Origin of the sequence: Pseudomonas frederiksbergensis, assembly GCF_003732275.1 — a bacterium.
Classification (GTDB): Bacteria; Pseudomonadota; Gammaproteobacteria; order Pseudomonadales; family Pseudomonadaceae; genus Aquipseudomonas; species Aquipseudomonas frederiksbergensis_H.
In genome coordinates, this window is the sequence record NZ_MOBM01000008.1 from 70,227 (window position 1) to 84,461 (window position 14,235).

Annotated in this window: 13 protein-coding genes; 4 read left to right on the forward strand and 9 right to left on the reverse strand. The window is 58.5% G+C overall.

Translation table 11 applies throughout. From position 1 onward, the window contains the following. Positions 1 to 310: 310 nt before the first annotated feature. A complete protein-coding gene (locus BK662_RS06425) occupies positions 311 to 1,000 on the forward strand; it encodes an energy-coupling factor ABC transporter permease (protein ID WP_123357378.1) in 690 nt (229 codons plus the stop codon). A 63-nt stretch (positions 1,001 to 1,063) separates the two neighbouring features. Beyond that, positions 1,064 to 1,279 (forward strand): hypothetical protein, encoded by a 216-nt coding sequence (locus BK662_RS06430; protein WP_007938959.1) that lies wholly within the window; start codon positions 1,064 to 1,066, stop codon positions 1,277 to 1,279. A gap of 9 nt (positions 1,280 to 1,288) precedes the next feature. On the opposite strand, the gene yacG is transcribed toward BK662_RS06430, so the two are convergent. The 5 genes from yacG to pilB are packed head-to-tail and all read right to left on the reverse strand — an operon-like array spanning position 1,289 to position 5,900. Next, a complete protein-coding gene (gene yacG / locus BK662_RS06435) occupies positions 1,289 to 1,489 on the reverse strand; it encodes a DNA gyrase inhibitor YacG (protein WP_123357379.1) in 201 nt (66 codons plus the stop codon). Beyond that, positions 1,486 to 2,109, reverse strand: coding sequence for a dephospho-CoA kinase (gene coaE / locus BK662_RS06440; RefSeq protein ID WP_123357380.1), 624 nt, complete (start codon positions 2,107 to 2,109; stop codon positions 1,486 to 1,488). Before coaE ends, yacG begins: the two co-directional genes overlap by 4 nt. Continuing rightward, positions 2,106 to 2,978, reverse strand: coding sequence for a prepilin peptidase (locus BK662_RS06445; protein WP_123357381.1), 873 nt, complete (start codon positions 2,976 to 2,978; stop codon positions 2,106 to 2,108). The genes coaE and BK662_RS06445 overlap by 4 nt, the downstream gene beginning before the upstream one ends. Before the next feature lies 1 nt (position 2,979). Beyond that, positions 2,980 to 4,197 carry a type II secretion system F family protein gene (locus BK662_RS06450; RefSeq protein WP_123357382.1) on the reverse strand — a complete coding sequence of 406 codons (1,218 nt, stop codon included), beginning with the start codon at positions 4,195 to 4,197 and terminating at the stop codon, positions 2,980 to 2,982. Positions 4,198 to 4,199: 2 nt separating this feature from the next. After that, complete coding sequence (pilB, locus tag BK662_RS06455) at positions 4,200 to 5,900, reverse strand: type IV-A pilus assembly ATPase PilB (protein WP_123357383.1); 1,701 nt, start codon at positions 5,898 to 5,900, stop codon at positions 4,200 to 4,202. A 226-nt stretch (positions 5,901 to 6,126) separates the two neighbouring features. Between pilB and BK662_RS06460 the strand changes: the two genes are divergently transcribed. Beyond that, a complete protein-coding gene (locus tag BK662_RS06460; RefSeq protein WP_123357384.1) occupies positions 6,127 to 6,552 on the forward strand; it encodes a pilin in 426 nt (141 codons plus the stop codon). Between the two features lie 315 nt (positions 6,553 to 6,867). Then, positions 6,868 to 7,224: a BON domain-containing protein gene (locus tag BK662_RS06465; RefSeq protein ID WP_123357385.1), complete on the forward strand. Its 357-nt coding sequence runs from the start codon at positions 6,868 to 6,870 to the stop codon at positions 7,222 to 7,224. Positions 7,225 to 7,506: 282 nt separating this feature from the next. Here BK662_RS06465 and BK662_RS06470 read toward each other — a convergent pair whose 3' ends face one another. The 4 genes from BK662_RS06470 to acs form a co-directional block, all read right to left on the reverse strand. Then, positions 7,507 to 7,803 carry a DUF2845 domain-containing protein gene (locus tag BK662_RS06470; protein ID WP_123357386.1) on the reverse strand — a complete coding sequence of 99 codons (297 nt, stop codon included), beginning with the start codon at positions 7,801 to 7,803 and terminating at the stop codon, positions 7,507 to 7,509. Continuing rightward, positions 7,803 to 10,790 carry a DUF748 domain-containing protein gene (locus BK662_RS06475; RefSeq protein ID WP_185047084.1) on the reverse strand — a complete coding sequence of 996 codons (2,988 nt, stop codon included), beginning with the start codon at positions 10,788 to 10,790 and terminating at the stop codon, positions 7,803 to 7,805. Before BK662_RS06475 ends, BK662_RS06470 begins: the two co-directional genes overlap by 1 nt. A gap of 61 nt (positions 10,791 to 10,851) precedes the next feature. Beyond that, positions 10,852 to 11,868 carry a class I SAM-dependent rRNA methyltransferase gene (locus BK662_RS06480; RefSeq protein ID WP_123357388.1) on the reverse strand — a complete coding sequence of 339 codons (1,017 nt, stop codon included), beginning with the start codon at positions 11,866 to 11,868 and terminating at the stop codon, positions 10,852 to 10,854. A gap of 189 nt (positions 11,869 to 12,057) precedes the next feature. Then, entirely contained in the window at positions 12,058 to 13,995 is a 1,938-nt protein-coding gene (gene acs, locus BK662_RS06485) for an acetate--CoA ligase (protein ID WP_123357389.1), read from the reverse strand. Positions 13,996 to 14,235: the final 240 nt, after the last annotated feature.

The following is a 14,235-nucleotide window of genomic DNA, read 5'->3' on the forward strand; positions in this document are numbered from 1 at the left end:
GACCGGAGCGAGGGCATGCCGAGCCTGGGCGAGGCACCGAACGAAAGGGGCAAAAGCGCTTTGGTTACTTTGGCGCTTTTCCAAAGTGACCCGCTGTAAGAGCGGAACCAATAGCTGCCGTGACCACAGAAACGGATATGTACACCCTCAAAATCGCGAAGACGTGTGCGGCTGGAACAGCGATTCGGCCAGTCAGAAACGCCGGTATAGACTGAGAGCTATCACGATGGGAGAGACGCGTGAAATATAGAACAGTGTTGCTGCTCAGTATTGCGCTTATGTGGGCCCAGGTGCCGAAGAAGGCACGCCCATGATCGGCGCCGAACTGTTGTCACCGCAAAGCCTCGCAGTAGGTTGGCTGATTTACGTGCCGGTAGTGATCTGGGCTGTCTGTCGAGCGCCCTGGGTCGAACTGTTCAGCGATAGCCGCCGTCAGCATCTGCTGTTCGGCACAGTGTTCGCACTGTTCTTGCTCTGGCTGGTGCGACGGGACTTTGATACCGGCGTGTCCTATCACTTCATCGGCATGACGGCGGTGACGTTACTGCTGGATTGGCCGTTGGCGATTGTCGGCGGGTTGGTTGCGCAAACGGGATTGGTGCTGCTCGGAAGGCAGGACATGGCGGCCATGGGGGTCAACGGCGCGCTGCTGATTCTGCTGCCGGTGCTGATTACCGAGTGCTGCGCAATCCTGGTCGAGCGCGCGCAGCCGCGTAATCCCTTTGTGTACATCTTCTGTTCCGGTTTTTTTGCCGCTGCGTTGTCGGCCCTGTTGTGTTTGATTCTGGCGCTCACATTGCTGTGGTACGACGAACGTTTCGCCATGCCGTATTGGCTGGAAGATTTTGTCGGTTATCTGTGGCTGCTCATTTTTCCCGAAGCATTTATCAACGGCATGGTGGTCAGCGCATTGGTGGTGTTCTGCCCTGAGTGGCTGGAGACATTCAATCGCACGCGCTACCTTTCGGCGCCCTGGAAAGACGACGATCCCAAATCTTGATCCACATCAAATCCAAAAAACGTTGCCGAATCCATGCTCTGGAAAACCTTCAGGAGCAATGGCATGAGTGTGTATGAGTGGGCCAGGCAGGAGTTGCGTCAGAGTCTGGATGTGGCGCAAGAGGTGGGCTTTGATCCGGGATTGAGCCTGCGCGCCTTGCTCAGTGCGGTGGTGCAGCAGAGCAAGGCGGTACGCAATATCGAAGACCTGGCCGATGAGTTGCGGTTTCTCGCCGAGAACCTCGACGAGGGCCAGGACTATGGCTTTATGCGGCCCTGAGGGTCGGGATCAGTGACGCGGGTCGAAGTCTTCGCTGAACATTTCGTCTTCGGCATCCGGGCTCACCGGGATCTTGTGTTCTTCCGACGCCCAGGCGCCCAGGTCGATCAGTTTGCAACGGTCTGAACAGAATGGCCGGAACTTGTTTTCGGGGCTCCATTCGACAGGGGCGCCGCAGGTTGGGCATTCGACGGTTGGGGTTTGGCTCATGACTGGCCTCCACGCAAAGTAAGGTAAAAGTGATGCAGGCGTTCGACCTCGCTGTGCAGCCAGGCGAGGTCGCGGTCGTTGACCACCACATCGTCGGCATGGCTCACGCGGTCCTGTCGGCTGGACTGGGCCTTGAGGATCGCCTGGACCTGCTGTTCGCTGGTCTGGTCACGCTGCAGGGTGCGTTCGATCTGTAACTGTTCGGGGGCATCGATCACCAGGACCCGTTGGGTCATGGCGTACTGCCCGGACTCGATCAGCAGCGGCGAAACCAGAATCGCGTAAGACGATTGTGCCTTGGCCAGATGGTGGGTGATTTCTTCGGCGATCAGCGGATGCAGCAGCGCTTCGAGCCAGCGGCGTTCGTCCGGCACTTCGAAGATCAGCTTGCGCAGCGCCGAGCGATCCAGTTGGCCGTCGGCTTGCAGCACGCCGGGGCCAAAGTGCTCGGCGATCTTCGCCAGTGCCGGGCGACCGGGTTCGACCACCCAGCGAGCCGCATGATCGGCGTCCACCACATGCACGCCCAGATCGATGAAGTGCTGGGCTGCCGCGCTTTTTCCGCTGCCAATGCCGCCGGTCAGACCGAGAATCCAGGGTTTTTCCACAGGGGTATTCATTTCAAACCGACAAACTGCCAATAGAAGCCGGTTATTTGACCACCCCAGAGCAAGGCAATCCAGCCGGCAATGGCCAGATAGGGGCCAAAGGGCAGCGGCGTCGAGGTTTTTGCGTCCCGCAGGCGCAGCAAAATCACCCCGATGATGGCGCCCAGCAGCGATGACAGCAGGATGGTCAGCGGCAGGATCTGCCAGCCGCCCCAGGCGCCGAGCATCGCCAATAGCTTGAAGTCACCATAGCCGATGCCGTCCTTGCCGGTGATCAGCTTGAACAGCCAGAACACCGTCCACAGCGCCATATAGCCGGCCACCGCGCCCCAGAGCGCGTCATGCAGTGAGACGAAGAGCCCGAAACTGTTGACGATCAGCCCCAGCCATATCAACGGCAGCACCAGCACGTCCGGCAACAGCTGGTGTTCGGCGTCGATCAGGCTCATCGCCAACAGGCCCCAGCTCAGGACCAGCACCATGCAGGCCTGCCAGCCGAAACCGAAATGCCAGGCGACGAACGCCGACAGCACGCCGCAGGCCAGTTCGGTCAGCGGGTAACGTTTGCTGATCGGCGTCGCGCAGTTCGAGCATCGCCCACGTAAAAACAGATAACTGAGCACGGGAATGTTTTCCCATGCTCGAATCCGATGGCCACAGTCCGGGCATTCGGAGTGAGGCAGTATCAGGTTGTAAGCCGGGCCGGGGGCTTCGGGTGGCAAGTCCAGTACGTCATGGGCCTGCAGGCGCCATTCACGCTCAAGCATTTTCGGCAGGCGCCAGACCACCACGTTGAGAAAACTGCCGATCAGCAAGCCGATCACCAATGCGGTGATCGTGAAGGCCAGCGGGTTGAGACTCAAAAATTCGTTCAAGGACATATCAGATCGCTGAGCCGAGTTGGAAGATGGGCAGGTACATCGCAACCACCAGGCCGCCGACGATAACCCCCAGCACCACCATGATGAAAGGCTCCATCAGACTGGTCAGGTTATCGACCATGTTATCCACTTCGTCCTCATAGAAACTCGCGACCTTGTCGAGCATGTCGTCCAGTGCGCCGGACTCTTCACCAATGGCCGTCATCTGGATCGCCATGTTTGGAAAGATACCGGAGGTGCGCATGGAAAAATTCAGCTGCATGCCGGTAGAAACATCCTGCTTGATGCGTAACACCGCTCGCTTGAACACGATGTTGCCGGTCGCGCCCGCCACTGAATCCAGGGCTTCGACCAGTGGCACCCCGGCGGCAAACGTGGTCGACAAGGTGCGGGCGTAACGGGCCACGGCGGACTTGTACATGAGCGCGCCAACCAACGGCAGTTTCAGCAGCCAGGTGTCCATCCGGTCCCGAAAGCCCGGGGACTTTTTAAAGGCATGGCGGACGCCGAAGATCAGCGCACCCAGCATGCCGAGCACCATCCACCACCAGGCCTGCAGGAACTCCGACAAGCCGATGACCATCACGGTGAACGCCGGCAGTTCGGCGCCAAATCCCGAGAACACCGACTCGAACTGCGGCACAACCTTGATCAGAAGAATCCCGGTCACAATGATCGCGACGAACACTACCGCCAGCGGGTAAGTCATGGCTTTCTTGATCTTGGCCTTGAGGCTTTCGCTCTTTTCCTTGTAGGTCGCCACCCGTTCCAGCAGGGTATCCAGGGCCCCCGCCTGCTCGCCGGCATCCACCAGGTTGCAGTACAGCTCATCGAAATACTGGGGCTTTTTGCGCAGGGCTGCGGCGAAGCTGTTGCCGGCAGCGACTTCCTGTTTCACCTCGTCCACCAGCTTGCGCATCTTCGGGTTATCGAAGCCCTCGCCGATAATGTCGAACGATTGCAGCAGCGGTACGCCGGCTTTCATCATGGTCGCCATCTGCCGGGTAAACAGGGCAATGTCCAAGGCTTTGATGCGTTTGCCGGCACTGAAAATGGACGCGGTTTTTTTCCGCACCTTGCCCGGGTTGATGCCTTGCTTGCGCAACTGGGCCTTGATCAGCGCGGGATTCTGGCCGGTCAATTCGCCGGTCATTTTTGTGCCTTTTTTGTCTGTGCCTTCCCAGGCATATACGCTGATTTTCGCTGCTTTGACCGCCATGTTCAGTCCTTGGTGACCCGGTTGATTTCTTCAAGGCTGGTGATGCCTTGCATGGCCTTGAGCAGGCCCGAAGTACGCAGGTCGTTGAAGCCGTCCTTACGCATCTGGATGTCGATTTCCAGTGAATTGCCTTCGGCCATGATCAGCCGTTGCAGGTCTGGGGTGTTCTTTACCACTTCATAAATCCCTACTCGCCCTTTGTAACCGCTGTTGCATTGATCGCAACCGACCGGTTCATAGATCGTGAACGAGCCGATGCGTTCCTCGGGAAAGCCTTCTTTGAGTAACGCCTCGCGGGGAATCTCGATGGGCTTTTTGCAATGACTGCACAGTTTGCGCGCCAGGCGCTGGGCGATGATCAGGCTGACCGAGGTCGCGATGTTGAACCCCTGAATCCCCATGTTGTGCAGGCGGGTCAGGGTTTGCGCTGCGCTGTTGGTGTGTAGGGTGGAAAGGACCATGTGCCCGGTCTGGGCGGCCTTGATGGCAATCTCGGCGGTTTCGAGGTCGCGGATTTCGCCGACCATGATCACGTCCGGATCCTGACGCAGAAACGAGCGCAGCGCCTGGGCGAAATCCAGTCCCTGCCTGGGATTGACGTTGACCTGGTTAATGCCTTCGATGTTGATTTCTACCGGATCTTCGGCGGTAGAGATGTTGATGTCGACGGTGTTGAGGATGTTCAGCCCGGTATAAAGCGACACGGTCTTGCCTGAACCGGTGGGGCCGGTCACCAGGATCATCCCTTGTGGCCGCTTGAGGGCGGCCATGTACAGGTCTTTCTGGTCGGGCTCGTAGCCGAGGGCATCGATGCCCATTTGGGCACTGGACGGATCGAGGATCCGGATCACCACCTTCTCGCCCCACAGGGTCGGCAGCGTGTTGACCCGAAAGTCGATGGACTTGCTTTTGGACAGACGCATCTTGATTCGCCCGTCCTGGGGTTTGCGCCGCTCGGAGATGTCGAGACTTGCCATGACTTTCAGCCTCGAAGCAATGCGGTTGGCCAGTTGCGTCGGTGGTCTGGCGACCTCCCGCAGCATGCCATCGGTGCGCATCCGCACGCGGTAGATTTTTTCATAGGGCTCGAAATGCAGGTCGGAAGAACCGCTCTTGATCGCGTCGAGCAACATCTTGTGGACAAAACGCACCACGGGCGCGTCATCGGTATCTTGCCCTGGAATGGAATCCTGTTGCGGGTCATCCACCGACTCGATATCCACCCCGTCGAGGTCGACATCGGCCATGTCTTCCAGACCGGTGGAGTGGTTGTCGAAGAATTTTTCGATGGCGTCGCTGAGCTTGTCTTCCTCCACCAGGATGGCTTCGGTGCTCAGCCCGGTGCTGAACTGGATGTCGTTGATGGCTTGATGATTGGTCGGGTCGGAAATCCCCACGAACAGTTTGTTACCACGCCGCCAGAGGGGCAGGGCGTGGTGCTGACGGATCAGCTTCTCGCTGACCAACCCTTGGGGATGGCTGTCCTTGTCCAGGCAGTTGAGGTCCAGCAGGGCCATGCCGAAATGCTCCGAGGCCACTTCGGCGACCTGCCAGCTTTTCAGCAGTTTGTTTTGCACCAGATAGCTGACCAGCGAAATTCGATGGCGTTGGGCTTGCTGATACGCCTGTTGCGCACTTTTATCAGTGATCAGCTCGGCCAGTACCAATTGCTTGGCCAGACCGCTAAGGGCGATGTCATTCATTGGGATACCGGACGCAGGCAGTGAATGACTTATAGCCTAGTCAAGCAGTGGAACCAAACCAGCCGGGATGAGGTGACAAAAAGTGTCAGATAGTGCGGATCCTGGGGGTAGGAAAGGTCTTTGCCACAGTCTCGTGCCCAGCAGGCAGGAGCGTGCGCGGTTTGGCATGACCTGTGCTGTACCTTGTTTAGATCATGAGACTTCGACTCATGCATGGAGCCTGTCTATGAAAAATCAAAATGGTTTTACTCTGATCGAGCTGCTGATCGTGGTGGCGATCATCGGGATTCTGGCGACGTTTGCGTTGCCGCAGTATTCGAAGTACCAGGCGCGGGCGAAGGTCACTGCTGCGGTTGCAGAAATCTCTGCACTGAAGGTGCCTTTCGAAGACGTTATCAATCAAGGCACCGATATTGCCGCCCCCGCCGGGATCGGCGCGGCGAGCGCCACCACGGGTAATTGCACGATTACGGCAACGGGTACCGCCTCTTCCGGTGTGGGCAGTATTGGTTGCACGATTCTCAACGCACCGGGGCCGGTGCTCGGCAAAACCGTCACGCTTTCGCGCACACTTGCCGGTGGCTGGGCGTGCACCACAAATGTCGATGCAGAATATGCTCCTAAAGGTTGCCCTCCCACTCCCGCCAGCTGATCCATTCATCTTGTCAATGCCTCGCGTTTAACGACGCGGGGCATTTTTTTGTTCGCTGTTTTTGGGGCCATTCAGGTAATCGAGAAACCCCCGACAATTCATGGCCTTAGGCCTGCGTTAAAACCCGCATGTTGCATGTAGATAATTTCGCAGTCATTGCAATTTGCATGATTTCGAAAATCACCGATTTTATTAAGTTGTTGATTAATAAGAGTTTATTTTTTATCTGGCAGTTGGCACAGCGTTCGCACTCTCTCCTGTAACCCTGCTGACAAGACACGCAGCAGACTTTCCAGAAATACAGGAGTTACTCGTATGAAGAAGTTCGCTATCGCTGCCGCTACTGCTACCGCGTTGACCCTGACCATGGCTAACGCTGCATTTGCACAGACCACCCAAGCGACTCAGGCACCCATGATGCTGGCCGCCGGTGAAGTCACTGAAGCGAAAGAGGATGTTTCCGATACCTGGATCACTACCAAAGTCAAAGCAGACCTGGTAACCGAAAAAGGCATCCCAGGCACCGACATTAAAGTCGAAACCAACAAAGGCGTAGTATCGCTGTCGTCCACCGTTGAGGTGACTGATGCTCAGAAAACAACCGCCGTGGCCATCGCCAAGAAAATCAAAGGCGTCAAAGCGGTATCCGCTGACGGCCTGAAATCCGAGTAAGACAAGGCTTCTCGCCTGGACCGGGAGAAGGCGCGGTAGACGGGCCGAGTCATACGTCTGCCGCAACTTGAGAGTTCATGCGAAAGGCCACAAGGACGTGGCCATTACAGGCCCCGGCATTCGTGTCGGGGCCTGTTCTATTGGGAGTAACGCAAAAACAACTGTGGGAGCGAGCCTGCTCGCGATTGCTGACTAACATTCGACACGTACGTTGAATGAAAGACCGCTATCGCGAGCAGGCTCGCTCCCACAGTTGAATGTGCCCCACTTTGGATTGTGGGCTCAATTCCCGCGCTTGCTGGTGATTCGAACCAACCGGTTTCCTTCAAAGCGCAGGTACTGGTACATCCCGCTGTTGGGTCCGTAGGTCCATTCCTCGACCTGAAACTCTTCGCGCCGATTGGCGCTGCGCTTGTAGCCCAACACGTCGCGGGCAACGGGCTCTCCGCATTTCTGCAGCACTTCGCCGGACCTGTCCCCCACGCTGATCAATTGACGGCCACAGCGCAAGGTGTCGGCCGCCGCTGCCTGGCCGGTAGCCAGCACCAGGGCCAGGCTCAGAAGCCAGCGCGCGCCCATCACTCGGCATCCAGATGCATGGGCGTGATAACGCGGCCATCGCTTTCTGCCTCACCGAGGCTGGCGTCGATGAAGTACACGCGGTCATCGGCCAACTGACCCTTGTCCACCAGATAATCCTTGATACTGCTGGCCCGTTCTTGCCCCAGTTGACGCAACAGCACTTCGCTGGAACTCCAGAACGCGATCACACCTTCACGCATTTTTTTACTGCGTTCTTCCTTGCCCAGGTCCTTCCATTCGGCGGGCGGCTGAGTCTTGAGGCGTGTGCGGTAGATCCCTTCAAGCAGCGTGCCTTTCTCGTTGTCCGGTACGTCCAGCAATGAGGCCTGGGCCGGCACCTTGTCACCGCGGCGCTGGAGCATTTTGTAGTAGTTGTACTGGTATTCCCGTTCCAGGCGTTGCTCGGCGATGAGTGGGCCATCGCTGCTCTTGGCGGCGGTGCCTTCGATTTCCAGGCGCAAGGCTGGACGCTCCTTGAGCGCTTGGGACAGTTTGACCAGCGCCGTTTCAGCGTCTTTGCTCAGGTCGCTGGAACCCGGTGCGAACGCCACCGTACCCAAATCTTCCGAGCCACCGCCGCTGACCAGGCCGCCAATCATTTTGAATGGCGCTGCGGCCGCTTTCACGATCAGGTTGCGCAGGGTCTGCCAGATGATAGGCATGACACTGAATTGCGGGTTGTTCAGGTCGCCGCTCACGGGCAGTTCGATGGAAATCTTGCCGTCGACATCCTTGAGCAAAGCAATCGCCAGTTTCAGTGGCAGGCTCACGGCGTCCGGGCTGTCGACCTTTTCACCCAGTTGCAACTGCTCGACCACCACTTTGTTTTCGGCCAGGAGCTGGCCGTTGGTGATCTTGTAATGCAGGTCGAGATTGAGCCGGCCCTTGCGGATACGGTAACCGGCGAACTTGCCGGAATAGGGCGTCAAAGTAGTCAGTTCCACCCGTTTGAAACTGGTGGCGATGTCCAGGCTGGCCATCGGGTCGAACGGGTTGACCGAACCCTTGATGGTCACCGGCGCATAGCGGTCGACCTTACCTTTGACGTCGACGCTGGCCGGTTTTGCCTGTCGGCTGTCGATGGTGCCGATCTTGCCGTTGAGCTGTTGAATGGCTGTGGCGAAGTTCGGGGTCAGGCTGAAGTCGGCAAAGTTTGCCGAACCGTCATTGATAGCAATGCCGCCAATGTGGATGCCCAGCGGTTTTTCTTTTCCGGCCGCAGGCTTGGCCGCGGCGGTTGTGGCGCCGGAGTCGGCCGGTTGCGGGATCAACAGGTCATCGATGTTGGTGGTGCGATCATCGTTGATCATGAAGCGTGCATAGGGCTGGAACAGGTTGACCTTGTCGATCGACAGGCTGTCGCCATGCTGATAGTTCAGGCCTTCGAGCACCAACTGTTGCCACTTGAGGAAGTCGCGGGTTTTCAGGGTGTCGAGGGTATGCAATTGATCGACCTGAGCGCGGCCGGTGACGCTGAACGCCAACGGTTCGGTGCTTTTCAGGTCGACCGCCAGATCACTGCCCAGCATGCCGCTGCGCAGTTCGAGGCGAATGAACGGGTTGATGTAGGACTGGGCGACGCGCAGGTCGATGTCCTTGGTCTGCACGTTCAGTTTGGCACTGATCGGGGCCAGATTGACCACGCCATCCGCGGTGATCTTGCCTTGCTTGCCCACGCCGGTGTCGAGCTTGAGGTTGAAAGGCGAGCCATTGAGGCTGTCGAAATTTTGCAGGTCCAGGTTCAGCGGACCCAGCTCCAGCGCCACCTCCGGTTGAGCCTTGCGGTCGGCCAGATGCACCTGGTAATCGCGCAGTTGCACGTCTTTGAGCAGCACCTGCCAAGGCTTGCTCGGCGCGGTCGGTTCAGGCTTCGGCGAATCGGCAGCTGCTGGTGTGCTGGTCGGCTCGGCATTGGCCTTGGTGGCGGCTTTGGACGGCTGACTGGCGAACAGTTTTTGCCAATCGAGTTGCCCATCGGCTTCGAGGGCGGCCCAGGTTTCCAGTTTCTGGCTGCGAATCTTGCCGACCACCACTTGCTGTTTGGCCAGGTCTACGGTGGTTTCGCTGATGTCCAGCCGTTCGAGCTTCGCCAGCGGTCGGCCGTCCGGAGCCTTGATGGCAAAAGGCGCAACGCTGACGGCAACGTTGCTCAGCAGCAGTTCGGTTTCCTTGGCCAGGTTGAGTTTGTAGTCGGTGCTGAGGCTGACGACGCCGTCTTCGAGCACGAGTGGCACAGCATCGCGCACATAGGGCCAGAAGGATTTCATCTTGCCATCGGTGATTTTCAGCTTACCTTCGGAGGCGATCGGGATCAGGCTGAAGTTACCGGTCCAGTCGATCTGTCCACCTGCCGGGCCGATGGCCACCAACGTCATGTCGGCACTGTCTTCGGGCAGGGTGCTGAGGTTTTTCAGTTCGAAATCGAGTTTGTCGTAGAGGAATTCGATGGGTTCGCTGGGCCGTGCATCCTCGAAATGTACGGAGCCGCCGGCCAGTTTGATCCGCTCCACGCGCAGCGGGAATGGTTTGGCGTCCGGGTCGACCGGGGTCGGTTCGCTGGCGGGAATTTTGAACAGCCCGAGCAGGTTGAGCTTACCGTCCTTGCCGAAGAGGATTTCGGTCTTGGGTTTGTCCAGTTCGATATCGGACAGGTGCAAGGCCTTGGTCCAGAGGCTGTCGATCTGCAGGTTGGCGTACAGACGTTCGAAGCCCACTTGCTCCTTGCCCGGCTCGCCGATGACCAGCCCCCAAAGAGTGACTTCAAGGCTGAACGGGTTGAGTTCGATCCGCGAAATCGTGGCGGGCGTCGTGGCGTAGTTGGCCAATTGTTGGTTGGCGATTCGCAACGCGATGCCCGGCAAAATCAGAAACCCCAACAGGCTATAAAGAGCCAGGGCAGTCAACAAGGCGCCGATAGCGCGAATCAATCCTTTGGGCATGTGCGGCTTCATTTGTCGGAATCGGAGTGCCTTGGAGTATGGCATGCGTTTGCGGTTCCGAAGCAACCACGCTTTATAGGATTTATCTGATTATCGGCGTGGACTTTCAGAGCTGCAGGATCAGTGTTTTCAGCGGCGGCTGTTGATCCATCGACGGGAAATCGCTGCCCGGTGTCAGCACGCTCCACTCACGCACCGGGCGTCCGGCCTTCTCTGCGCAGCGCAGAACCTGTTCGCGCCAATCGTCCATGCTGACCTTCGCCAGGTTGTTGCAGCAGATCAGCACGCCATTTTCCGCAGTGGTCAGCAGCGCCGGTTTGAGCAGGCTTTGGTAGTCGCGCAACAGGTCGACCGTGCCGAAAGCACTCTTGGCCCACGCCGGTGGATCGAGCAGCACCAGATCGTACTGACGCGGGTCCAGACGTTGATAGCTCGGCAGTTTCTGGCCGCGACGCTGGCTGATTGGCAGACCGGCCAATTGACGAATCGCCGGGAAATAATCGGACTGGATGAATTCCATCGTCGGCAATTGCGGGTTGAGCAGACCGTTTTCGCGGCCGACCGCCAGATTGCCTTCAGCAAAATCCAGGTTGCACACCTCGCTCGCACCACCCGCCGCCGCGCTGAGGCCGACGCCACAGGTGTAGGCAAACAGATTCAGCACACTTTTGTTTTTGCTGTGCGCCTTGACCCAGCCGCGAGCGTTGCGCAGGTCGAGAAACAGCAATGGGTCCTGGCCGGCATGACGCCCGCGAACCCGGTAGTTCAGTCCCCATTCGTGGCCGATCAAATCTTGCAGGGCGGCTTCGTCGGCGCGGTAGACGGTGTCTTCGCGGTCGATGCGCGAGTTGCCACGGGAACGATCGTTGTAGACCAGCAGGGTGTCGAGGCCCAGCTGTTGATTGACGATCTCGTGCAGTTGCAGCAGCGCGTCACGCTCCAGTGCCTGATGAAAACTCTGCACCAACAGTTGCGGGCCGTAGCGGTCGATGGTCAGGCCGCCGGCGCCTTCCTGGCTGCCGTGGAACAGGCGATAGCAATCGGTGCCTTGCTGATGCAACTCGGCAAGCAGGTCCTGACGATGATCGAGGGCGGCGCGCAGCGCCTGATTCAAGGAAGACATGCTGAGCGCCTTGCAGGAGGAATTGGGGGCGCGGGAGTTTAACAGCTTGGCGCAGAACCGAGGTGCTGCCTTCGCGAGCAGGCTCGCTCCCACACTGAAATGATGAACGACACCGATCCAGTGTGGGAGCGGGCTTGCTCGCGAAGCTTTTAAGCCCTTTCGATTGCCAGTGCTACGCCTTGGCCTCCGTCATTGGTTCAGCCGTTGATCGATCAGCCCTTGCACCACGCTCGGGTCGGCGAGGGTCGAGGTGTCGCCCAGGCTGTCCAGTTCGTTGCAGGCGATCTTGCGCAGAATTCTTCGCATGATCTTGCCCGAACGGGTTTTCGGCAGGGCCGGAGCCCATTGGATCAAGTCCGGTTTGGCGAAGCTGCCGATTTCCTTGCTGACATGCGCCAGCAATTGTTTCTTCAATTCGTCGTTGGGTTCGGTGCCATTCATGGGCGTGACGAAGGCATAGATGCCCTGGCCTTTGACGTCGTGGGGGTAACCGACCACGGCGGCCTCGGCGATGTTGTCGTGCAGCACCAGCGCGCTTTCCACTTCGGCCGTGCCGATGCGGTGCCCGGAGACGTTGATCACGTCGTCGATGCGCCCGGTGATCCAGTAGTCGCCGTCCTCGTCACGGCGTGCGCCATCGCCGGTGAAGTAATAGCCGGGGTAGGGCTTGAAGTAGGTTTCGATCATCCGTTTCGGGTCGCCGTAGACGCTGCGGATCTGCGCCGGCCAGCTGGACTTGATGGCCAGTATGCCGCTGCCGGCGCCTTTGATTTCCTTGCCGTGTTCGTCGAGCAATACCGGTTGCACACCGAACATCGGTTGGGTGGCGCAACCGGGTTTGATCCGTTGGGTGCTGACCAGCGGGCTGAGCATGATGCCGCCGGTTTCGGTCTGCCACCAGGTATCGACAATCGGGCAGCGCTGCTCGCCGACCGTATTGAAATACCACTCCCAGGCTTCCGGGTTGATCGGCTCACCGACGGTGCCGAGTAACCGCAGGCTCTCGCGGGACGTTTCCTTCAACGGTTCGGAGCCTTCACGCATCAGCGCACGCAGCGCGGTTGGAGCGGTGTAGAAGATGTTTACATGGTGCTTGTCGATCACCTGCCAGAAACGCGAAGTGCTGGGATAGCTCGGCACGCCTTCGAAGATCAGCGTGGTCGCCCCATTGGCCAGCGGCCCGTAGACGATGTAGCTGTGGCCGGTGACCCAGCCGACATCAGCGGTGCACCAGAAGACCTCACCGTCGCGATAGTCGAGCACGTACTTGAAGGTCATGGCGACTTGCAGCAAGTAGCCGCCAGTGGTGTGCAGCACGCCTTTGGGTTTACCGGTGCTGCCAGAGGTGTAGAGGATGAACAGCGGGTCTTCGGCATCCATCGGCTCCGGCGGGCAGTCGTCGCTGACGTCGCGCAAAGCCTGGTGGTACCAGATGTCCCGATCGTCGACCCAGTTAACTTTGCCTTGGGTGCGTTCAATCACGATCACGGTGCTCACGTCGGGGCAGCTTTGCAGCGCCGTGTCGACGTTCTGTTTGAGCGGCACGAATTTACCGCCGCGCACGCCTTCGTCGGCAGTGATCACGGTGCGGCAATCGGCGTCGAGGATCCGGTCACGCAGCGAGTCCGGGGAGAAGCCGCCGAACACCACTGAATGAATCGCGCCGATCCGCGCGCAGGCGAGCATGGCGTAGGCGGCTTCGGGGATCATCGGCATGTAGATGCACACGCGGTCGCCTTTCTTCACGCCACGGCTTTTGAGCACGTTGGCCAGTCGACAGACGTTGTGATGAAGTTTTTTGTAGGTGATTTGGGCGGATTCGGCGGGGTCATCGCCTTCCCAGATGATCGCGATTTGATCGCCGCGTTTTTCCAGGTGACGGTCAATACAGTTGTAACTGACGTTTAACTGTCCGCCAGCGAACCAGCTTGCCTCACCGGTTTTCAGGTCGTAACGCTGGACGGTTTGCCACGGTGCGCTCCAGTCGAGAAAGCGTGTGGCCTGTTCGGCCCAGAAGGTGCTGGGGTGCTCGATGGATTGGCGGTACAGGCGTTGGTAGTCGTCTTGACTTAACTGTGCAGCCCGGCGGACGGCATCGGCTTTGGGGAACGTGCTGATATCGAACATGACGGTTCCTTATTCTTGTTGCAACAAGTAATAAAGATGCGCCCTGTGAATTTTGAGTTCAAGTGTACATAGAACCAATGTGGGAGCGGGCTTGCTCGCGAAAGCGGTTTGTCATTCAACATTGGTGTCGACTGATACACCGCTTTCGCGAGCAAGCCCGCTCCCACAGGGTCAGTGATTACCCTTGGGTAAGAGTCTCAAAGCACCCGCGGTGACGACCGCGGAGATATGTTAGCAGGC